This is a genomic window from Xaviernesmea oryzae (assembly GCF_900109605.1).
Taxonomy (GTDB): domain Bacteria; phylum Pseudomonadota; class Alphaproteobacteria; order Rhizobiales; family Rhizobiaceae; genus Xaviernesmea; species Xaviernesmea oryzae.
In genome coordinates, this window is record NZ_FOAM01000003.1 from 328,737 (window position 1) to 348,508 (window position 19,772).

At 64.0% G+C, this 19,772-nt stretch carries 20 protein-coding genes; 8 read left to right on the forward strand and 12 right to left on the reverse strand.

The genetic code is table 11. The features are described 5' to 3' along the window. Positions 1-155: 155 nt before the first annotated feature. From BMX61_RS05135 to BMX61_RS05145, 3 genes are all read right to left on the reverse strand, one after another. The gene (locus tag BMX61_RS05135) at positions 156-2,183 is read right to left on the reverse strand and encodes a DUF2207 domain-containing protein (RefSeq protein WP_075629137.1); all 2,028 of its coding nucleotides are present in this window, start codon (positions 2,181-2,183) and stop codon (positions 156-158) included. A gap of 129 nt (positions 2,184-2,312) precedes the next feature. Continuing rightward, complete coding sequence (locus tag BMX61_RS05140) at positions 2,313-3,581, reverse strand: 3-phosphoshikimate 1-carboxyvinyltransferase (RefSeq protein WP_075629138.1); 1,269 nt, start codon at positions 3,579-3,581, stop codon at positions 2,313-2,315. Between the two features lie 130 nt (positions 3,582-3,711). Further along, positions 3,712-4,272, reverse strand: a complete 561-nt coding sequence (locus BMX61_RS05145; RefSeq protein WP_075629139.1) for a LemA family protein — start codon at positions 4,270-4,272, stop codon at positions 3,712-3,714. A gap of 568 nt (positions 4,273-4,840) precedes the next feature. Between BMX61_RS05145 and BMX61_RS24610 the strand changes: the two genes are divergently transcribed. Beyond that, positions 4,841-4,993, forward strand: a complete 153-nt coding sequence (locus BMX61_RS24610; RefSeq protein ID WP_170854900.1) for a hypothetical protein — start codon at positions 4,841-4,843, stop codon at positions 4,991-4,993. A 202-nt stretch (positions 4,994-5,195) separates the two neighbouring features. Here BMX61_RS24610 and BMX61_RS05150 read toward each other — a convergent pair whose 3' ends face one another. The 5 genes from BMX61_RS05150 to BMX61_RS05170 form a co-directional block, all read right to left on the reverse strand. Next, positions 5,196-6,152 carry a glycine--tRNA ligase subunit alpha gene (locus tag BMX61_RS05150; RefSeq protein ID WP_075629235.1) on the reverse strand — a complete coding sequence of 319 codons (957 nt, stop codon included), beginning with the start codon at positions 6,150-6,152 and terminating at the stop codon, positions 5,196-5,198. A 339-nt stretch (positions 6,153-6,491) separates the two neighbouring features. Continuing rightward, a complete protein-coding gene (locus BMX61_RS05155) occupies positions 6,492-6,677 on the reverse strand; it encodes a hypothetical protein (RefSeq protein ID WP_075629140.1) in 186 nt (61 codons plus the stop codon). 136 nt (positions 6,678-6,813) lie between these two features. After that, the gene (locus tag BMX61_RS05160) at positions 6,814-7,671 is read right to left on the reverse strand and encodes a S49 family peptidase (RefSeq protein ID WP_075629236.1); all 858 of its coding nucleotides are present in this window, start codon (positions 7,669-7,671) and stop codon (positions 6,814-6,816) included. A gap of 114 nt (positions 7,672-7,785) precedes the next feature. Further along, positions 7,786-8,625: a tRNA1(Val) (adenine(37)-N6)-methyltransferase gene (locus tag BMX61_RS05165; RefSeq protein ID WP_083639582.1), complete on the reverse strand. Its 840-nt coding sequence runs from the start codon at positions 8,623-8,625 to the stop codon at positions 7,786-7,788. Then, positions 8,622-8,852, reverse strand: a complete 231-nt coding sequence (locus tag BMX61_RS05170; protein ID WP_075629141.1) for a putative signal transducing protein — start codon at positions 8,850-8,852, stop codon at positions 8,622-8,624. Before BMX61_RS05170 ends, BMX61_RS05165 begins: the two co-directional genes overlap by 4 nt. A 205-nt stretch (positions 8,853-9,057) precedes the next feature. Here BMX61_RS05170 and BMX61_RS05175 point away from each other — a divergent pair, with 205 nt between their 5' ends. From BMX61_RS05175 to moaB, 4 genes are all read left to right on the forward strand, one after another. After that, positions 9,058-10,074 (forward strand): polyprenyl synthetase family protein, encoded by a 1,017-nt coding sequence (locus BMX61_RS05175; protein WP_075629142.1) that lies wholly within the window; start codon positions 9,058-9,060, stop codon positions 10,072-10,074. Between the two features lie 375 nt (positions 10,075-10,449). Next, positions 10,450-12,288: a tetratricopeptide repeat protein gene (locus BMX61_RS05180; protein WP_075629143.1), complete on the forward strand. Its 1,839-nt coding sequence runs from the start codon at positions 10,450-10,452 to the stop codon at positions 12,286-12,288. A 31-nt stretch (positions 12,289-12,319) separates the two neighbouring features. Then, positions 12,320-13,279 (forward strand): 4-(cytidine 5'-diphospho)-2-C-methyl-D-erythritol kinase, encoded by a 960-nt coding sequence (locus tag BMX61_RS05185; protein WP_083639583.1) that lies wholly within the window; start codon positions 12,320-12,322, stop codon positions 13,277-13,279. Then, on the forward strand, positions 13,266-13,808 hold the full coding sequence (moaB, locus tag BMX61_RS05190) for a molybdenum cofactor biosynthesis protein B (protein WP_075629144.1): 543 nt from the start codon (positions 13,266-13,268) through the stop codon (positions 13,806-13,808). Before BMX61_RS05185 ends, moaB begins: the two co-directional genes overlap by 14 nt. A 62-nt stretch (positions 13,809-13,870) precedes the next feature. Here the strand turns inward: moaB and BMX61_RS05195 are convergent, their stop codons facing one another. Then, complete coding sequence (locus tag BMX61_RS05195; protein ID WP_075629145.1) at positions 13,871-14,383, reverse strand: glycosyltransferase family protein; 513 nt, start codon at positions 14,381-14,383, stop codon at positions 13,871-13,873. Positions 14,384-14,655: 272 nt separating this feature from the next. On the opposite strand from BMX61_RS05195, the gene BMX61_RS05200 reads away from it, so the two are divergent. The 3 genes from BMX61_RS05200 to tal all read left to right on the forward strand — a co-directional run bounded on the left by BMX61_RS05200 (position 14,656) and on the right by tal (position 18,127). Next, positions 14,656-15,813 carry a PA0069 family radical SAM protein gene (locus tag BMX61_RS05200; protein ID WP_075629146.1) on the forward strand — a complete coding sequence of 386 codons (1,158 nt, stop codon included), beginning with the start codon at positions 14,656-14,658 and terminating at the stop codon, positions 15,811-15,813. A 146-nt stretch (positions 15,814-15,959) separates the two neighbouring features. Beyond that, positions 15,960-16,652 (forward strand): ribonuclease HII, encoded by a 693-nt coding sequence (locus BMX61_RS05205; RefSeq protein ID WP_075629147.1) that lies wholly within the window; start codon positions 15,960-15,962, stop codon positions 16,650-16,652. A 509-nt stretch (positions 16,653-17,161) separates the two neighbouring features. Then, complete coding sequence (tal, locus tag BMX61_RS05210; RefSeq protein ID WP_075629148.1) at positions 17,162-18,127, forward strand: transaldolase; 966 nt, start codon at positions 17,162-17,164, stop codon at positions 18,125-18,127. Between the two features lie 211 nt (positions 18,128-18,338). Here tal and BMX61_RS05215 read toward each other — a convergent pair whose 3' ends face one another. The 3 genes from BMX61_RS05215 to BMX61_RS05225 all read right to left on the reverse strand — a co-directional run bounded on the left by BMX61_RS05215 (position 18,339) and on the right by BMX61_RS05225 (position 19,765). Continuing rightward, positions 18,339-18,830 carry a F0F1 ATP synthase subunit B gene (locus BMX61_RS05215; RefSeq protein ID WP_075629149.1) on the reverse strand — a complete coding sequence of 164 codons (492 nt, stop codon included), beginning with the start codon at positions 18,828-18,830 and terminating at the stop codon, positions 18,339-18,341. Between the two features lie 12 nt (positions 18,831-18,842). Continuing rightward, entirely contained in the window at positions 18,843-19,451 is a 609-nt protein-coding gene (locus BMX61_RS05220; protein WP_075629150.1) for a F0F1 ATP synthase subunit B, read from the reverse strand. A gap of 86 nt (positions 19,452-19,537) precedes the next feature. Next, complete coding sequence (locus BMX61_RS05225; RefSeq protein ID WP_003588243.1) at positions 19,538-19,765, reverse strand: F0F1 ATP synthase subunit C; 228 nt, start codon at positions 19,763-19,765, stop codon at positions 19,538-19,540. Between the last annotated feature and the right edge of the window lie 7 nt (positions 19,766-19,772).

A 19,772-nucleotide genomic window follows, 5' to 3' on the forward strand; every position in this document is an offset into this window, starting at 1 on the left:
AAAAGGCGGCCCGGACAGGCGCCGCGCCACAAGGGTTTTCGCCGGCGTTGCTAGCAAAATTTGCGATAGGGGCACAATGGAAAAACGGCCAGGACGTGCCAGCCGGAGCGCAATCAGCCGATGAGCGACCTCGCCGGCACGGCTGACACCGGCGCTTACCAGCCGCCCCCGCCCCCTCCGCCACCCCCGCCGCCGGAAAAGCCGCCACCGGAGGAGAAGCCCGACGAGGAGGATTTCGGTGGCGGCGGCAGGGAGGCGGCGATGGTCGAGGCCATCTCGCCGGGAAAGCGGCTCATCCGATCGGAGAAACCGCCCGGCCCCTGACTGCCATGATACCAGGCGGGCTGATAGGCCGCGGCCGCCACCGCTGCACCGGCCGAAGCGAGCCAGGTTTCAAACGCCTGTGACCAGGGCTTTTCGACGCCCAGCGCCACGGCATAGGGCAGAAGCGTTTCGTAATGGGCAGGCGACATTTGCGGCGCGCCGACAAGGTTCAAACGCTCCTGCTCGGCCAATATCAAATATTGGCGCAGCCCTTCGATCCCTGCCGTCATCGTCGCGCCCAGCGGCGTCGGCGCACCCATCAGGAAGAAAAACAGCGCATTGACGAGGACGATCGCGCCGATGGCGAACAGCATCGGCAGCTCGTGATGCTCCAACGCCTGGGTGACCACAGTGGCGAACAGCGAGAGGAGAATCGACACCGCGACGAAGCCGATGAAGGCGAGCACGAGAATGCGGGCAATCCGGCTCGCCAGGCTTCTCTCCCGCCGGCGCGACTTCACGAAAGCGGTGGCAAGCCCCGGCAGGAAGATCCCCGCGACAACCGGAATGATCACCAGCGGCACGATGTCCTCTCCCAGACCGCCGAAGACCATAATGGCGAGAAGCACGAGCAGCGACAGGCCAACGCCGCCGACGATGAAGCCGGTATTGGCGCGATAATATTTGCCGCGATGCTCTCGCTCCATGGCGGTGCGGAAAGCGCTGCCAGCGAGCTGGACCGCTGGTCCATGGGCGCGATCGACCACCAGCGCACCGCCGGCCTGATCCACCGAGCCGAGCAAGGCCGCCTCCCCCGCGCCAAGCGGCGGCGCGTCGCGACGCCCTGATGTCTTCGACGTCCCGGACCGTTTCCCCCAGGGGTCAGCGACCGCTGGTTCGGCTGATTTCCCTTCCGCATCATTTTCAACCCTTGTGCCAATCCGGCGGATCACCAGCCGTTCCTTCAGGTCTTCCAGAACGACTTGGCCACGCACCGCCAGATGCAGCGCAGCGGCGGAAAAGGCGGTCCAGCCGCCATCGGCAAAGCCGCGTCCGTCGATATAGTTGACCAGGGCTGGCGAGGCGCCTTCAGGCGCATCCCAGCGCGGCACCACGACGCCGGCGGGCGGATCGCGCCCTACACGGGCCCACATCCACAGATAATAGACCGTGACGATCGCCAGTCCCAGGCCGGCAACGATCAGCCCGGCGTGGTCGCGCAGCCACCAGCGTGCCCGTGTGGCGTCATCCGGCGCCGCCACCACGCCCTTATCGAAGGCGACAACGAGGGTAAGTCCTTCGCGAGGCCCAAGCGGCCTTGTCGTGCTGACGCTGACCGTATCGCCCGCGCGCGTGATGCGCGCATCGCTGCCGGCGGCGCCATAGGAACCGGTGAAGGCCTTGGCATCGCGCGCTATGGCGCCATTCGGCAGCGTGACGGTTGCCGAGGCCTTGAGAATCGGAAAGATCCAGCCATTGCCGGTGACGTTCCAGTAAATCTCGTCGTGATCCTCGAAAAAGCGGATCTGCCGTCCGGTCTCATAGGTGAATTCGAAGACATGCGGACCGGATGGCAGCAAGACGTCCTTGTCGCCGCTATAGATGCGGATGCCGCCGTCGCCCCGCTCCGTGTGGTAGGGCTCGTCCTTGCCATCGCGGCGCACAGAGATCAGGTTGAAATCGACCTGAACGCGACGATCGTCCTTGTCGAGCATGGTCAGCGGAAAGTCGCGATAGATGCCCCGGCGGATCTGATCGCCTTCGCTGACCGCGCGGATCACTTCGCGCACCCGCAAGGTGCCATCCGGCTGCAGCATGATATCCGCGCGATAATCTTCGATCCGCTCCGCCGCCGCTGCCGGCAGGATCGCTAAGAGCAGGCTGAGGACAAGTGCCAGCCAACCGATCATCCGCCTCATGCCGCTCTCCTCGTGCGAAACCACGTCTACCTTGAGCCTGCCGCGCGGCATCGTATGGTGGCGTTATGTAACAGAGACTGGAACATGACTTAACGCGCGGACATAAACGCAAAAGGCTTGACGCCAACCTCAGCGCGTCTCGCCCTCAAAGGCAACGCCAAGCGAGGCAAGCGCATCCCAGTAGCCGGGATAGGTCTTGCCGACGCAGGCGGGATCCTCGATGGCGATGCCGCCGACCATCAGCCCGGCCAGCGCGAAGCTCATGGCGATCCGGTGATCCGCGAAGGTGTCGATCGAGGCCGCAACCGTCTGCCCGGCAAGCGCGGGATCGGACGCCACGAGAAGATCGTCGCCTTCTTCCACCCCAAGCCCCGGGCGGATGTCCGTCAGCCCCTTGGCGAGCGCGTGGACGCGGTCGCATTCCTTGACGCGCAGATTGGCAAGGCCAGTGAAGCGCACGGGCGTTTGGTTGAAGGCGGCGAGCACCGCAAGCGTCGGCACCGCATCCTGCATCTGCGATCCGTCGATGACGGCGGGCAGATTCGGGAAGGCGGACATCACGGCATAGGCCCGCGCATCCGGCTGGGAAAAGGCTTCGGCCGGCACGCCGAGATCGATGCGCCCACCGGTGAGCTTTTCGGCCGCCCAGAGATAGGTGGCGGCGGACGCATCGGGCTCCACCGTGAAATCGGCGGCCCGATAGCCGGTCGGCGCCACGCGCCAGGCGCCCTCGCCTGTTTCTTTCACTTCGGCGCCAAAGGCCCGCATGGCAGCGAGGGTCAGATCGACATAGCCACGCGCGCCGATCTCCGTGCCGGCGAGAACGATATCCACCGGATGGCTGGCGCCGGCCGCCGCCATCAGCAGCGCCGAAACATATTGGCTGGACAGGCCTGCATCGATTTCGACGCGGCTGCCCGCAATGTCGCCCGTGCCATGGATGGTGACGGGCGGGCAGCCGGTCGCAGCTTCGGCCTTCACGCCCAGCGCCGACAAAGCCTCGATCAGCGGGCGGATCGGTCGCTTGCGCATATGCGCATCGCCATCGACAATGACCACGCCATCGACCAGCACGGCGGCAGCGGTGAGGAAGCGCGTGGCCGTGCCGGCATTGCCGAGGAAAAGCGGCGCCTGCGGCGGGTTCAGCCGTCCGGAACCGGTGACGACGAAGGTCGTCGCATCCGGCTCTTCGACGGTCACGCCCATCTGGCGCAGCGCCTCGGCCATATAGAGGGTATCGTCGCTCTTCAGCGCGCCGGAAAGCCGGCTGGTGCCCTTGGCAAGTCCCGCCAAAAGCAGGGCCCGATTGGTGATCGACTTGGAGCCCGGCGGGCTCACGCGGCCGATCAGCGGCTTTCCAGGAGGAAGGATCGTAAGGGTCGGTTTCGCGTCAGCCATGCTCGTCTTGCCTGTTTCGTCTTCTGTGCGGGGGCGGCGTTCAAACGCCTCCCGCCGTCATCGTCTTGCTTGCGTCCGGCCGGCGGTGGCGCCTGTCAGGCTCTTCCCGAGAGGCAACGCCGCCGACGCGTTAAAACTTCACCGAGGGAACGGCCCGATCCGCCGGATTGGCGACCTCGAAATAGGCGGCCTTGGCAAAGCCGAAGGAGCCCGCTACCAGATTCGACGGAAAGCTTTCGACCCGCACATTGAGGTCGCGCGCCGCCCCATTGTAATAGCGCCGCGCCATTTGCAGATCGTCTTCCACCGCCTGGAGCGAGTCCTGAAGCGCGGCGAAATTCTGGCTGGCTTTCAAGTCGGGATAGGCCTCCGCAAGCGCGACGATACGGCCGAGCGCCTGGGAAAGCAGACCTTCGGCAGCAGCGCGGCCAGCCACATCGCCGGGCGCCACGGCCTGGACGCGGTTGCGCAGTTCCACCAGCTCTGCCAGCGTCTCCTTCTCATGGGCGGCATAGCCCTTCACCGTTTCCACCAGGTTGGGGATCAGATCGGCGCGGCGCTTCAGCTGCACGTCGATGCCCGACCACGCCTCCTCCTTGACCTGCCGAGCCTTGACCAGGCCGTTATAGATCAGCACCAGCCAGAGGCCGACGACCAGGACGACCGCGCCAAGCACAATGATCACCGACATGATGGGCTTCCCTTCCGCGGCCGCGCATGCGGCCGGTCCTTGCTCTCGGCGCCTCTCATAGAGCATTTCCAGGAGGAGCGAAATCACGCAAAGGCAATCTGTTTCGCTGCGCGAACCAGGGCCGACCAACTCCTCTTGCGCCTCCATACCGCAGGCAGGTCAGCATCCACAGACGCGTCAGGTCCGGGCAAGGCCAGCACGGCAGGATTGTCCCATCGCCAGTTTACAGGCAGAGCACGCGGACATTGGGGAGCGGTCCGGTGCGATAATCTGCCTGGCAGGGGTCCGCAAGGATCCGACAGGCCGGGACGCATGCGAAGCGGGGGCACCGCCGCATCGGTTCACGGCAGCTGGCGTCTTGTAAGCGCTGATGTGTTTCGCGTCTCACGGCGGCGAGAGGATCGATGGCTTTCGCTTCATCTCGGCGGTTTGCCGAGACCAGCCGGCACCATGGTCTGTAAGGCCTCGGGCTATAGGGCGTTCGCCCTGCCGACGCTCTCATGCCGCCTGTCGACAACCCATATGGATAAGGCCGGATCGGGCCCATCCCAAAGAAAGGCTCTCCCGCATGACCATTCTCGCCAGCATTGCACTCGGTGCCGTTGCCCTGATGGGCGCCAGCCATCTGGCTGCCTTGCGCGTCGAACGCCACCGTCCGGAAAAGCGCGATTTCATCATCGGCCTGCGCAAGCCGACAGAAAACACCAATCGTTGGTCCTGATCACGGTCTTCCGCTTGGAGCAGGTCGCGCAAAGGTGCGCAGCGGTTTTGCGATAACGATCTGCGGCAAAACAAAGACTTAAAGCGTGGTAGCGAATCGGAAAGATCGCGGCACGCTTTAGATGATCAGCCAATTGCGCGCATAGAAAAGCCGGCCGTCCGAAAAGACAGCCGGCGGGGCAGATGCAACGCGCAAGGTCGGCTCAGGCCGCCGGCCGCTCCAGATTGACGCCACCGGCATCAGTCAGCAGGAAGGCTTCGCCGCAGGCCTTGGACAGCGTGCGCACCCTGAGGATATAGCTCTGGCGCTCGGTCACCGAGATGACCCCGCGCGCGTCCAAGAGATTGAAGACGTGGCTTGCCTTGATGCACTGGTCATAGGCCGGGAAGACGCATTTGTGCAGGCGCTGATTGGCGCTGTCCCCGGGCGCGCCGGCATCCAGCAGCGCCTGGCACTCCTTCTCCGCGTCGATGAAGTGCCGAAGCAGCATCTCGGTATTGGCATATTCGAAATTATGGCGGGAATATTCCTGTTCGGCCTGCAGGAAGACATCGCCATAGCTGATCTTCTCGTCGCCCTCGCGACCGTTGAAGTTCAGGTCGTAGACATTGTCCACGCCCTGGACATACATGGCCAGCCGCTCCAGCCCATAAGTCAGCTCGCCTGATACGGGCGAGCATTCGATGCCGCAAACCTGCTGGAAGTAGGTAAACTGCGAGACTTCCATCCCGTCGCACCAGCACTCCCAGCCAAGGCCCCAGGCGCCGAGCGTCGGGCTTTCCCAGTCATCCTCGACAAATCGGATATCGTGCAGCAGCGGATCCAGACCGATCGCCTTGAGCGAGCCGAGATAGAGCTCCTGCAAGTTCGACGGATTCGGCTTCAGGATCACCTGATACTGATAATAATGCTGCAGCCGGTTCGGGTTCTCGCCATAGCGCCCGTCCGTTGGCCGGCGCGAGGGCTGAACATAGGCCGCCCGCCAGGGTTTGGGGCCGAGCGCGCGCAGCGTGGTGGCCGGATGAAACGTGCCCGCGCCCACTTCCATGTCATAGGGCTGCAGCACGGCGCAGCCCTTGTCGGCCCAGTAATTGTGAAGGGTGAGAATCAGCGCCTGGAACGAGCGCTTCGGGTTCATATGGGCGGGGATGTCGGTCATGGCGTCCGTCACGGGTCTCATCATTGACCCGGACGAGTGCCATGGGCGGCGGCGGGGGTCAATGGATCAGCGGGGGCAAGAGCGGATTTGTCGGATAGGCTGGTACTTTATTAAGTGTGAGATCTTTGCAATCTGGCATCGTAGCAAACTAGGATTTACCTACGCGGGCACAGCGCATTCATGACCGCCGATGAGCCAGATTGCGCCGCATTCGACGTCTCCGTGATTGCCGATGAGCTGCGAAGGCGCGCGGGATTTCCCCCCGGAACAAGCGATTGCTTGGAACAAGGAGGCTATCCTCTCGGATCATTGCCGATAACCGAAAACCGCCTGACCAGCTCAATCCTGCTTCAGCCGATACTCCCCCGTCGCCTCATCCTTGACCAGCGTGCCCTGCGCGCCGGCCTCACGTTCGCGACGAACCCGCTCGCGCTGGCGGGCGAGCTTTTCGGCATCGGCCACGAATTTGCGGTAGCCCAACCAGGCGATCAGGGCGATGAGCAGGAGGAAAAGCAGGTTCGGCATGGATGGTCCTTCAGCGCCGGACCCTTCGATGCCGGCAATGCCCTGTCCCGGACGAGGCGATTCGCGGGGTCGCGCGCCGAATGCCTTGTTTCGGAAGATCTTTCCGGCGATCTCAGGCGCGCGCCGTGAAGGCGCCTCACAGCCCGTAGCGTGACCATAATGCCTTTTCTTCGGCCAGCTCCGCAAGCCCCGCCACCGCACCTGAGGCAAGAGCCGGCAAGCTGGCTTCGGCGCCGGGCTGGCGACGGCCGAAGAGGCCGCGCGCCGACGAAATCAGCTTCAGCTCCGCATTGTCGCCGTAGCGGCGCCGAACTTCGCCGCGCATATCGCCCAGCCCGTCGACCAGCCCCAGCTCGCGTCCGCGCGTGCCGGTCCAGAACAGGCCGGAGAACAGCTCCGGCTCATCCTTCAGCAGGTTTCCACGGCGGGCCTTGACCATGGCGATGAAGGTCTCGTGAATATCGCGTTGCAGGCCATGCAAATAGGCGATGTCCCCCTCCTTTTCCGGCTGGAACGGATCGAGGATCACCTTGTTTTCTCCCGAGGTGTAGACCCGGCGCTCGACGCCGATCTTCTTCAGCATCTCGGGAAAGCCGAAGCCGCCGGAGACGACGCCGATGGAGCCGACGATCGAGGTGGGATCGGCGATGATCTCGTCGCCGGCCAGCGCGATCATATAGCCGCCCGAAGCCGCGACATCCTCGACGAACACAAGCACGCGCTTCTTCTTTTCCTCCGCAAGGTCGCGGATGCGCTTGTAGATCAGCCGCGATTGCACCGGCGAGCCGCCGGGCGAATTGATCGAGATGGCCACGGCCGGCGCGCTCTTGATCGAAAAGGCCCGCTCCAGCGCAGGCGCGACGGCGGCGAGATTGAGCATCGGCCTGAAGGCGCTGCCGCCGCTCATGATCGCGCCCTGGAGGCGCACGACAGGGATGATCACGCTCTCCCGGCGAAAGCGCTTGGGCAGAAGGGATTTGAAGAAGCCGGGCATGATGTCTCCTGAACGGGAAAGAATGTCGGCCACCATGTAAGTCTTCGCGACTCCTATGCAAGACATTGCTTGCTCGCCCGCTTCACGCTTTCCCGGCCGGTTTTCACAGATACGTCAGCAGGTGCGTCGATAGGCGGCGCGGCCATTGTTGAGATCGTCGACTTGCTCGGTAAACTGGTTGGAGCCTTCCCGATGCATGATTAGGGGGGCGCGCAGCCTGAGCCGGGCGCGGCTCTGCTTGATGGCGGTGACGAGAATGCGCACGGCATCGGCGCCTTCTCGCGGGTGCAGCGCCGTCACCTCCAGCCCGCCGAAGCGGCGGCCGCAGGCGGCGATGATCTCGGCGATCGACTCCGGCCGGGCGATCAGCGACATCTGCCCGCCGGGCTTGAGGATCGCCCCGGCCGTGCGGATCCAATCCTCGAACAGGCCCGCATGCATGGCATGGGCCTCGGCTTTGAGCGCATCCGGCGTGCGTCGGTCGGCCCCATGGTTGAAGGGTGGATTGAGGATCACCTGGTCGAAATGATCGTCGGCCAGCCCTGCCGCGACGCGGGCACGGCCCGTCAGCGTCACATCCGCCTCGATCACCTGCGTGCGCCGTTTCAAATCATCATTTCCCGGAAGGTCCAGGCTGCGCCTTGCGTAAGCGACCATGACAGGCGAGCGCTCGACCAGGGAGACCTCGGCACGATCAAGCCGCGCTGCCACGGCCAGACCGGCGGCACCGGCCCCGGCCCCCAGATCGGCCAGGCGAAACGGGCCTTCGGCATGAACAAGCGCGGCCAGCAGCATCGCATCCATGCCGGAGCGGTGTCCCTGGCGGGCAGGCTGGACAATATGAAACGCGCCCCGGTGAAAAGCGTCGACCGTATCCTCTTCGTGGGCCGCCGTGCCTGGCTCCGTCCGAGGACCATCGGCAATCGCACTGTCCTTGTCGTCAGAGGCGCTCATGCATCGATCTCGCGCAGTTCGTCACCCAGCCCGGCATCGACAAGCAGGCGTCGGGCGGCGGCGATCCGCCCACCATCGACCATCAGCCTGCGTGGCAGAAGACCGAGCGACCCTTCCAGGATGCTCATGCCCTGATCCGCGACGAAGCAGGCAATGCCGGCATCCTTCAGCAGGCTCTCGGCAAAGGACAGGGCGACGGCGTCGTTGGTGCGGATCAGTTCTTCCATGCCGGCCTCTCGCCTCCCCATGCTTCGGCCCGGCGATGGCTGTCTGCCTAAGCCCTTCTCATTTCGCGTAGTGATCAAGCTATGATCCCAAGCCATCCTGCGACCTTTTGCGCAAGCAAACAGGTGAACGGCTGCATTTCGCCCTTGCCGCGACAGGCCCCTGTTTCTATTCTTGCGCCCGAAATGTGAACAGGAGTGCCGCAAGTTGGGCGTCGTCATACCGCTGGAAGATGGGAAGAGCAAACCGGCGTCGGTCAAGCCGCTGGTCGATCTGACCAAGGCCGATATGGAGCGGGTCAACCAGCTGATCCTGTCCAAGGCCGGCTCCGACGTGGAAATGATCCCGGAGGTGGCCAATCATCTGATTTCCTCCGGGGGCAAGCGGCTGCGGCCGATGCTCACGCTCTCCTCCGCCGCGATGTTCGGCTATGAGGGGGATTCGCACATCAAGCTCGCCACATCGGTCGAGTTCATGCATACGGCAACGCTGCTGCATGACGACGTGGTGGACGAAAGCGACATGCGGCGCGGCAAGTCGACGGCGCGGATGATCTGGGGCAACCAGGCAAGCGTGCTGGTCGGCGATTTCCTGCTCGGCCAAGCCTTCCGCATGATGGTCGATGTCGGCTCGCTCGAAGCGCTCGACGTCCTCTCCACCGCCGCTTCGGTGATCGCCGAGGGCGAGGTGCTGCAGCTTTCCGTCGCCAAGAATATGGAAACGACGGAGGACGATTATCTGGCCGTGATCCGCGCGAAGACGGCGGCGCTGTTTGCCGCTGCCGCCGAAGTCGGCCCGATCGTCGCCAAGACCGACCGCGCCCAGCGCAATGCCCTGAAGTCCTATGGCATGAATCTCGGCCTCGCCTTCCAGCTGATCGACGACGTACTCGATTATGGCGGTTCCTCTGCCGATCTCGGCAAGAATGTCGGGGACGATTTCCGCGAGGGCAAGATCACCCTACCGGTCATCCTGTCCTATCGCCGCGGCACGGCGGAAGAGCGCGATTTCTGGCGCCGCGCCATCGAGGGCGGCGAGGCCGACGATGCCAATCTGGAAAAGGCGCTGGGGATTATCGGCCGCTATGGCGCGCTGAAGGAAACCACGGCCCGCGCCGAGCATTACGGCAGCATTGCCCGCGACGCTCTCGCCCCGCTGCCCGCCTCGGCTCATAAGGACGCCCTGCTCGACGTTATCGATTTCTGCATCCAGCGGGTGAATTGAGGCAGAAGACACAGTCCGCTGGAAACAATGATGGTGGAGCTGACTGAGCTGCCGCGCGCCGGGTCATAGCGATAAGCCCGTCGTCTGACGAGGAACGGACGTTATTCGCTTTCTCGCCATCATCTTTGGAACGCCTGCGCAAAAAAGCCATTCTGTTGCCGTTCACTTCACCGCGAAGCATGTGGCAGGGCCGTATCGACGTATGAACCGGATGGACGACCGGGATATGGCGGCTCTGCCTGCCATTCTGCCCGCGAGAAAGATCGCGCGGCATCTTCCCGGCTTGCGCGTTCCTGCGCTAAGAATCGGGTGAATCACGGGGACTTGAGCCGGCGCCCTCGAAGCACGAGCGCGCGCCGCAATGAAAGGCTTGATATGCGCCAGAACCATCTTCTTCGCCTCATGGCCGGTGCCGCCATCCTGGCGCTCGCCACCGTCACAGGTGCGCCCGCATCCTATGCGGACCAGAAGGCCGAGGTGAAGCGCAACGAAGCCTTCGACGTCAATTCCGTCAACAGCTTTTCGGGTGCTTTCCTCGCTGCCCGCACGGCCGATGTCGACCAGGATCTCGACAATGCCACCAAGCTCTATCGCACCGCGCTGGAGTTCGAGCCGGACAACCGCGAGGTCAAGCAGCGGCTGATGATCACGCTTTTGATGAACGGCAATCTGACGGATGGCGTGGCGCTGGCCGAGCAGCTGAAGTCGGATGGCGCGGTGGAGCGCATCACCACCATTGCGCGCGGCGTCGAAGCGATCCGCAAGAAGGAATATCGCAACGCCCAGAAGATCCTGCAATATAAGGGTCCGAACGATCTCGACCGCCTGATGAACGGCCTGCTTGTCGCCTGGGCCAAGGCCGGACAGGGCCGCCCGAAGGAAGCCATCGCCGCGATCAATGCGATGGACGGGCCGGACTGGTTCGCCATCTTCAAGAACTATCACGCCGGCGCCATCGCGCTGGCCGCCGGCGACAAGGCGACCGCGCGCACGCGGCTGAACGAGGCGGTGACCGACCGCACCGGCGGCGGGGCAGCGCCCGACACCTTCCTGCGCGCCGTCATGGCGCTGGCCCGGTTGGAAGCGCAGGATGGCAACAAGCAGAAGGCGCTCGACGCCGTGGCCGTCGGCGAGAATTTCCTCAACAATTACGCGCCGCTCTCCGCGCTGCGGACCAGCATCGAAGAGGGCAAGCCGCAGGAACAGCAGGTGCGCGACGCCACGCAGGGCGCGGCTTCGGTCCTCTTCTCCATCGGCGCGGCGCTCAACCGAGAAGGTGCGGAGGATGTCGTCTCGCTCTATCTGCAGACGGCGCGCGCGCTCGATCCCGATAGCGCCGATATTCTGGTGATGCTCGGCAGCATTGCCGAAAACCTGAAGCAGCCTGACCGCGCCATCTCCTTCTACAAGATGGTGCCGGACAATTCGCCTATGCGCCGCCTGTCGGAAATGCAGCTCGGCCTGAGCCTCGCCTCCATCGGCCAGGTGGACGAGGCGAAGAAGCATCTGCGTGCCCTGATCGATCTCGATCCCAAGGATATGCGCAGCTACATGGCCTATGGCAGCGTGCTGTCCGAGGCCAAGGACTACAAGGAGATGGGCGAGGTCTATGACCGGGCGGTAGAAGCGCTGGGCGCAACCCCACACAAGAGCGACTGGAGCATCTTCTTCCAGCGCGGCATTGCTTACGAACGCCAGAAGATCTGGGACAAGGCCGAGCCGAGCTTCAAGAAGGCGCTGGAGCTCAATCCCGACCAGCCGCAGGTGTTGAACTATCTCGGCTATTCCTGGGTCGACATGAACATCAATCTCGACCAGGGCCTGGACATGATCCGCAAAGCCGTCGAACTGAAGCCGGATGACGGCTATATCGTCGACAGCCTGGGCTGGGCCTATTATCGCTTGAACCGCTTCGATGAAGCGGTGACCGAGCTGGAGCGAGCTGCCGAACTGATGGCCGGCGACCCGACGATCAACGACCATCTGGGCGATGTCTACTGGCGTGTCGGCCGGCGGCTGGAAGCCGTGTTCCAGTGGAATCAGGCGCTCGCGCTGAAGCCGGAAGAGGCCGAGATCCCGAAGATCAAGGACAAGATCGCCAACGGCCTGCCGCCGCTGCCGGAAAAGGTACCAGCTGCGGCCAATGCCAATCCGGCGACACCGCCCGCGCCTGTGCCGGACCTGCCGCCGGCCACGCCCGAGAAGAAGTCCTGATCGTCCCGGCACGAGCGCAATGAGCCTGGCGATGGGCAATAGCCCTCAGGGAAACGAGCTGGAACGTGAGGCGGCGGGCTTTGCCGCCGATCTCTGGATGGACGCGCCGGCCAAGGTCAATCTGGCCCTGCATGTCGTCGGCCAGCGCGCCGACGGCCATCATCTGCTCGAAAGCCTGGTCACCTTTGCCGACAAGGGAGACCGGATCGGCCTCGCCCATGCCGAAGCCGATGGCTTTTCCGTTTCTGGCCGCTTCGGCGCATCCGTGCCGGCGGACGAAGCCGGCCAGGCGGACAATCTGGTGGTAAGGGCGCGCGACAGGCTGCGCGCGGCGCTGATCGAGGCCGGCCAGGAGGCCCCGCCCGTCGCCCTGCACCTGGAAAAATCCCTGCCAGTCGCCTCCGGCATTGGCGGCGGCTCAGCCGATGCAGCCGCGACGTTGAAAGGGCTTCTGCGCCTGTGGCAAGCCACTCTGCCTGCTGACGTGCTCGGCCGTCTCGCCCTCTCCCTTGGCGCGGATGTGCCGATGTGCCTGATCAGCCGGCCGCTGATCGCGCGCGGCATAGGGGAGGCGATCACGCTGCTTGAAGACGTTCCCGTTCTGCCGATGCTGCTGGTCAATCCGCTGAAGCCGGTTTCCACGCCGGAGATCTTTCGCCGCCTGACTGAGAAGGCCAATCCACCGCTCGTGCTTCCCGCAGGCCTTCAGGGGCTTGAGGCCTGGTTTGCCGCGCTGCAGCCTCTGCGCAATGATCTGGAGCCGCCTGCGCGCGCGCTGGAGCGCTCCATTGCTGCCGTCGATGTCGCGCTTCGCGCAAATGGGCCGAGGCTTGCGCGCATGTCGGGCTCTGGCGCCACCTGTTTCGCGCTGTTTGGCGATCTTGGCGCGCGCGACCGCGCAGCCGAGCGGGTCGTCAATGCGCATCCGGACTGGTTCGTCCTGTCCTGCCTGACCGCCTCCAGCCGGGAGAACGCCGATGCCGCAGCCTGAAACCGAACGCGCCTTCATTCCGCTGGGTATTGCGGTCCTCACCGTTTCCGACACCCGTTCGCTGGCCGACGACCGCTCGGGCGATACGCTGGCGGAGCGGCTGACCAAGGCGGGCCATCATCTGGCGGCCCGCGCGATCGTGCCCGACGACCGTGCGGCCATCTCAGCGCAGGTAACAGGCTGGTCGCAGGATCCGACAGTGGATGTGGTTATCACGACCGGGGGCACCGGCTTTACCGGACGCGACGTGACGCCCGAGGCGCTGGAGCCGCTGTTTGAAAAGCGGATGGACGGCTTTTCCGTCCTCTTGCATCACTTGTCCTATGAAAAGATCGGCACCTCGACCGTCCAGTCTCGCGCCACTGCCGGGATGCTCAATGCCACCTTCGTCTTCGTGCTGCCCGGCTCGCCCGGCGCCTGCCGCGATGCCTGGGACGGCATTCTGGCCCAGCAGCTCGACTATCGCCACCGCCCCTGCAACTTCGTCGAGATCATGCCACGGCTGGACGAGCACCTGCAACGCGGCTGAAGCCTGGCTTGGCGACGCCGTGTCGTGACGCGGAGAGGCATTGGCGCTGTAGCGATGATCGCTCAATCGCCCAAGGCCGAGGCGGGCAGCAATTCGCTGGCGAGGCGATGACGGGGTTTGGCCCGTGCCACGAGGGATTGCGGGGTCTGTCCCGGCGCACAGGCGCGTGCGAGCGCCATCGGCAGAAGAAGTCCGAGTTCCAGCGCAGAGCCGCGATGCATGAGGCGCTGCCACAGGCCGCGCCGGTGCAGCCGCGAGCGCGTGAATCGGGCTGGTCCTCCGCGCAGGGCCATGTGATCGGCGAGGTCCTCGATCCAGCGTCCGGTCGGCCGCGCACCTGCTTCCAGAAACAGCACCCAGTTGCCGCGCGCCTGCGCCAGCACGCCCGGCAGATCCCACTCGGTAAAGAAACGCGCGCCGGCCGCATCCGCGACCTCCCGGGCCCGGTCGCGTGATGCGTGATCGAGGATCAGCACGTCGCTCACCAACCCCTCGACGGCACCGGGCACCAGCCCCGCCAGCGAATGAGCGAGCCCGGCCTCAGCATTCCGCGTTTCTAGAATGATCGTGAGCATAAGCTGTCATATCGCATCGCAAAACATCAAACCATTAAAACCATGCACTGCGATACGATGAAACCTTCCTTCTGAGTGCAACCTGTCAGGTCAAATTTGTTCTTGCAATGTTCTGCGTGCGACGTTACATTTTTCACGACGCCGTATTCTGGATGGTTTGGTTTTACGTCGCCAGGGCGGGAAAACGGCGCAACAGCGACATCGAGGTTCAAGGATCACGCACGCCCGGGCAACGGGCATGTGGCGATCGTCTTTGCCCTCCGGAGCCTTTCATGAACGACCTGTCCGACATCCGGCGGGGCGCATTTGCGCCCGGCAACAGCGCAGACATGGCCGAAGCGCTGGTTCTGGAAACCGGCCTGCGGGTGGACGAGACACGCCGGCGCGGACGCGGAACCGCGATGAACGTTTCCGGCCGCTACGAAACGCTCGCGCGCGAAGCCGAAGATGACGGCTGGAACACGCTTGAGGATCTTGAACCATTCAAGACAGAGGTGCAGGTCGAAAAACCGCGCTCTATCATCAGCCGCAACGACTCGCCCGACATTCCCTTCGACCGCTCGGTCAATCCCTATCGCGGCTGCGAGCATGGCTGCGTCTACTGCTTCGCCCGGCCGACCCATGCCTTCATGGGCCTTTCACCCGGGCTCGATTTCGAGGCGAAGCTGTTTGCCAAGCCGGATGCGGCCAAGTTGCTGGAGCGAGAGCTCGCCAAGCCCGGCTATAAGGTGAAGCCGATTGCCATTGGCACCAACACCGACCCCTATCAGCCGATCGACAAGGACTGGCGGTTGATGCGCCAGGTGATCGAGGTTTTGAAGGCCGCCGATCACCCGGTGATGATCGTGACGAAATCGGCATTGGTCACCCGCGACATCGATCTGCTCGCGCCCATGGCGGAGAAAGGGCTGGTCAAGGTCGGTCTTTCGGTGACGACACTCGACCGCAAGCTGGCGCGCCTGATGGAGCCGCGCGCCTCCACACCCTCCAAGCGGCTGGAAGCCGTGCGCGCCCTTGCGGAAGCGGGCATTCCAACATCTGTTCTGGTCGCACCGATCATCCCGGCGCTCAACGATCACGAGATCGAGCGGATCCTCGAATCGGCGAAGACGGCAGGCGCCAGCGAGGCGAGCTATGTGTTGCTTCGCCTGCCACTGGAGGTCAGTCCGCTGTTTCGCGACTGGCTGCTGCGCAACTATCCCGACCGCTACCGCCATGTCATGTCGCTTGTGCGGTCGATGCGCGGCGGCAAGGATTATGATGCGGAGTTCGGCAAGCGGATGAAGGGCGCCGGCCCCTATGCCTGGCAGATCGGCCGGCGCTTCGACATGGCAGCCAGGCGGCTGGAGCTCAACACCACCCGCCGCGCGCTGAATTGCGATCTCTTCGTGCCGCCGCTCGGCATGGGGGTGCAGTTGTCCCTGCTGTAAGCATCTCTTGGACCTTACGGCAACCTCGCGGCTGCGGCAGCGCATGCCTATGTCCAGGTCGCATGCGTGGGCCGGAAATCGCCGCTACCGTTGCGCGTTTGCCCGCCCTCTTGCAGGCAATCGGACCTTCATGAGACTGATAGCGCATGAAACGCGCTCGAAAACTTGATTCCCCTGATCTCTTCGACAGCCGCATCGAACCCGACTATGCGCTGGAGCGCGCCGCGATCGAAAGCGGCCTGTTTCCCGTTGCCGGCACGGATGAGGCTGGGCGTGGACCCCTGGCAGGACCAGTGGTCGCCGCTGCCGTCATTCTGGAAGAAGGACATGGGCTGGAAGGGCTGAACGACAGCAAGCTTTTGACGCCGGTCCGGCGCGAAGCCTTGTTCGATCAGATCCTGTCGCGCGCGGTCGTCTCGATCGCCTCCTCCGGCGCTGGCCGCATCGATCTGACCGACATTCGAAAGGCAAGCCTGGATGCGATGCGGCGGGCGGTGCTCGGCCTGCCGCTGCGCCCGGCCCTCGTGCTGGCCGATGGGCGCGATGTGCCGCCCGGTCTACCCTGCCAGGGACAGGCGGTGATCAAAGGCGATCAACGTTCTTTATCCATTGCCGCGGCATCGATCGTTGCCAAGGTGGCGCGCGACCGGATGATGGCGCGTGCCGACCATGTCTATCCGGGCTATGGTTTCGCAGCCCATGCGGGCTATGCGACCGTGATCCATCGCGACGCGATCCGTCTTCATGGCCCTTGCCGCCTGCACCGCATGAGCTTCCGCCCCTTACGGGCCGATCCGGGTGAGCCAGGCATACCGGACGACGACATGATCGCTCTTTAGGGCGAATTTGATCCTCCTCATGTTTCAACGACGTCGCGGCATGCCCAGGGCCGACACGATATCATCTTCGCCCCTTCAGCACGCCGCGTGATCCCCGTGACAAGCGGACATTTGAATTTAGCATTTGACATGTGTGTCACCGCTTCGCATAAATCTTCTGCACGGCGGCGGGATCGATGCGTCCTTGCCAGTGGTGTGGGAATGAAGGGTCATAGCCCGTCCGCAGCATGCAACCGGACCCTTCCAGGCCGGTCGCGCTGTGCCGGGCTTTCTCTTTTGGAAAGGACCCTGGCTGCGCTTGCCCACCTATTGGGGTGCGTTGTCTCGGCGGACCACAGGCTTTGCGGCGCTCCGGAAAATGCCGGAGTCGATATTGCAATTGAGCCTGCGGCATCACATCTTTCCGATGAGGACTGACCTCTGACGTTCTCGGTGACCGACCATCCTTGCCGGCCGCGTTGCCCGCCGGCCTTGCGAAGGCCATTGCACCATCCGATCGGAGAAGACCCGTGACATCCAAACTCGAACAATTGCGCAGCATGACCACCGTGGTTGCCGACACCGGCGACATCGAGGCCGTTGCGCGCCTGAAGCCGGTGGATTGCACCACCAACCCGACCATCGTGCTGAAGGCGCTTGGAACGGACATGTTTGCCGACGCCGTCGATGAAGCGGTGCATTGGGGCAGACAGCAGGGCGGCGATTCCGATGCGGCCGTTGCCGCCGTTGCCGACCGGCTTGCGATTTCCGTCGGCGCCAAGCTGGTGGAGCTGGTGCCTGGTCGCGTTTCCACGGAAGTGGACGCCGACCTGTCTTTCGATACCGAAGCCTCGATTGCGAAGGCCCATGGGATCATCGAGGCCTATAAGGACCGCGGGATCGAGCGGGATCGCATCCTGATCAAGCTGGCCTCCACGTGGGAAGGCATCCGCGCGGCGGAAGTGCTGCAGAAGGAAGGTATCGACTGCAACCTGACGCTGCTGTTCAGCAAGGCACAGGCCGTTGCCTGCGCCGATGCCAAGGTCTTCCTGATTTCGCCCTTCGTCGGCCGTATCCTCGACTGGTACAAGAAGTCGACCGGCAAGGACTACACGGCGGAAGAAGATCCGGGCGTCGTCTCGGTTCGCGAAATCTATGACTATTACAAGACGCATGACATCGCGACGATCGTCATGGGCGCCTCCTTCCGCAATGTCGGCGAAATCGAAGCCCTTGCCGGCTGCGACCGCCTGACCATCAGCCCGAACCTGCTGGACGAGCTGGACAAGGCCGAAGGCACGCTGACCCGCAAGCTCTCGCCCGACCAGCGCGGCAAGCAGGAGACGCTGAGCGTCGATGAAAAGACCTTCCGCTGGATGATGAACGAAGATGCGATGGCGACCGAAAAGCTCGCCGAGGGTATCCGCTCCTTCGCCAAGGATCTGACGGCCCTTCGCACCATGGTGCGCGAGAAGATGCAGCGCGCCGCAGCCTGATCCACCCGATCGGCATGACCGAAAACGCCGCTTCGCCTTATGGCGAGGCGGCTTTTTTTATGCCTTACGCCGTTTGGCGTGCAGCGCTCGTCCTGCAAAGGCGTACACCGGCTCGACGGGACGGCTGATGGGAAAGCCGGTACGCTTGGACAATGAAAAAGGCCGCACCCGGGGGGCACGGCCTTTGCAAAGATTGAGATTGAGGTCCGGCTTAGTTCAGCCGTGTCTTCACATCACCCAGCGCCTTGGTGAACAGTGCGCCGTCATTCGACGCATTGACCTGCTGGCCAATCACCCGCTCGGCAGCGGCAATCGCCAGGTCGACGGCGGTGGCACGCACGGCGTTGATGGCGTCGGTTTCGGCCTGCTTGATCTTCTGCTCCGAAAGCGCGGTGCGGCGGGCGACGAAGTCCTCGCTCTTCTGCTTGGCCTCGGCGGTAATCGCCTGGGCTTCGCGTTCGGCGGCCGCGACCAGGGCCGCAGCTTCGGCTTCGGCATCCTTGCGCTTGCGCTGATATTCCGTCAGCAGCGACTGCGCTTCCTGGCGCAGGCGTTTCGCCTCGGCCAATTCATTGGTGATGCGTTCGGCGCGCTCGTCGAGCGCCTTGGCCATCATGCCGGGAACCTTGAGATAGACGATCAGGGCCAGGAAGAGGATCAGGCCGACGAAGGCCCAGAAGGTCGCGAGAGAAGTCAGGGTCATCCGCGCGTCTCCTTACTTGGCCGAAGCCTTGACGGCAGCGGCGATCTCGGCCTCCGGAACCCGGGTTCCGATCAGCTGTTCGACCACCGCACCGGCGGTTTCCTCCGCGATCGTGCCGACATCGGCCAGAGCGCGAACCTTGATATCGGCAATCCGCGCTTCCGCAGCAGCGATCTTGCCATTGAGTTCGGTTTCGATCGCCGTGCGTTCGGCGGCAGCCTGAGCCTTTGCGGCCTCGCGCGCCGTATTGGCGATCTGGTTTGCCTTCGCACGGGCGGCGGCAAGCTCCTGCTCATAGGCGGCGACGGCAGCGTCAGCCTCGGACTTCGCCCGGCTGGCGTCGTCGAGATCGCGCGCGATCGTCTCCTGGCGGGATTCGAGAATGGCACCGATGCGCGGAAGGACGACCTTCGCCATCAGGATGTAGAACAGACCGAAGGTGATCGCCAGCCAGAGCAGCTGCGAAGCGAAGGTCGACTGGTCGAAGGGCGGAAAAACGCCGGAGCCATGCCCGCCTTCATGGGCGACACCGGTCTCGGTGTGCACCTCGGCAGGAGCGGCGCCTTGGGATCCTGCGCCTTCGGTGGGGGTTGACTGCGCATAGGCCGCGGTCACGAACATACTCACCTCCAGGTGCACGAAAACGAGAGAAGTCCGAGGCGGCAGCGCGAGCCACCGCCTCGGTCAATCCAGTGGCTGACGAGATATCAGACAGCGAACAGGAGGAGCAGGGCAACGAGCAGCGAGAAGATGCCCAGAGCTTCGGTTACGGCGAAGCCGAAAACCAGACGGCCGAACTGGCTGTCAGCGGCAGACGGATTGCGCAGAGCGCCCGAGAGATAGCTGCCGAAGATGTTGCCGAGGCCGAGAGCCGTGCCGGCCATGCCGAAGCAGGCGAGACCTGCGCCGATGAACTTTGCTGCTTCCGCTTCCATGTTAGTC

Coding starts and splice junctions, on each gene's coding strand:
- BMX61_RS05170 (WP_075629141.1), bottom strand. CDS start 8,852: ATGGAAGAACTGATCCGCACCAACGACGCCGTCGCCCTGTCCTTTGCC.
- BMX61_RS05140 (WP_075629138.1), bottom strand. CDS start 3,581: ATGGCTGACGCGAAACCGACCCTTACGATCCTTCCTCCTGGAAAGCCG.
- BMX61_RS05220 (WP_075629150.1), bottom strand. CDS start 19,451: ATGTTCGTGACCGCGGCCTATGCGCAGTCAACCCCCACCGAAGGCGCA.
- BMX61_RS05180 (WP_075629143.1), top strand. CDS start 10,450: ATGCGCCAGAACCATCTTCTTCGCCTCATGGCCGGTGCCGCCATCCTG.
- BMX61_RS05225 (WP_003588243.1), bottom strand. CDS start 19,765: ATGGAAGCGGAAGCAGCAAAGTTCATCGGCGCAGGTCTCGCCTGCTTC.
- BMX61_RS05205 (WP_075629147.1), top strand. CDS start 15,960: ATGAAACGCGCTCGAAAACTTGATTCCCCTGATCTCTTCGACAGCCGC.
- BMX61_RS05150 (WP_075629235.1), bottom strand. CDS start 6,152: ATGACCGACATCCCCGCCCATATGAACCCGAAGCGCTCGTTCCAGGCG.
- BMX61_RS05155 (WP_075629140.1), bottom strand. CDS start 6,677: ATGCCGAACCTGCTTTTCCTCCTGCTCATCGCCCTGATCGCCTGGTTG.
- BMX61_RS05135 (WP_075629137.1), bottom strand. CDS start 2,183: ATGAGGCGGATGATCGGTTGGCTGGCACTTGTCCTCAGCCTGCTCTTA.
- BMX61_RS05200 (WP_075629146.1), top strand. CDS start 14,656: ATGAACGACCTGTCCGACATCCGGCGGGGCGCATTTGCGCCCGGCAAC.
- BMX61_RS05215 (WP_075629149.1), bottom strand. CDS start 18,830: ATGACCCTGACTTCTCTCGCGACCTTCTGGGCCTTCGTCGGCCTGATC.
- BMX61_RS05145 (WP_075629139.1), bottom strand. CDS start 4,272: ATGTCGGTGATCATTGTGCTTGGCGCGGTCGTCCTGGTCGTCGGCCTC.
- moaB (WP_075629144.1), top strand. CDS start 13,266: ATGCCGCAGCCTGAAACCGAACGCGCCTTCATTCCGCTGGGTATTGCG.
- BMX61_RS05165 (WP_083639582.1), bottom strand. CDS start 8,625: ATGAGCGCCTCTGACGACAAGGACAGTGCGATTGCCGATGGTCCTCGG.
- BMX61_RS05160 (WP_075629236.1), bottom strand. CDS start 7,671: ATGCCCGGCTTCTTCAAATCCCTTCTGCCCAAGCGCTTTCGCCGGGAG.
- BMX61_RS24610 (WP_170854900.1), top strand. CDS start 4,841: ATGACCATTCTCGCCAGCATTGCACTCGGTGCCGTTGCCCTGATGGGC.
- BMX61_RS05195 (WP_075629145.1), bottom strand. CDS start 14,383: ATGCTCACGATCATTCTAGAAACGCGGAATGCTGAGGCCGGGCTCGCT.
- BMX61_RS05185 (WP_083639583.1), top strand. CDS start 12,320: ATGGGCAATAGCCCTCAGGGAAACGAGCTGGAACGTGAGGCGGCGGGC.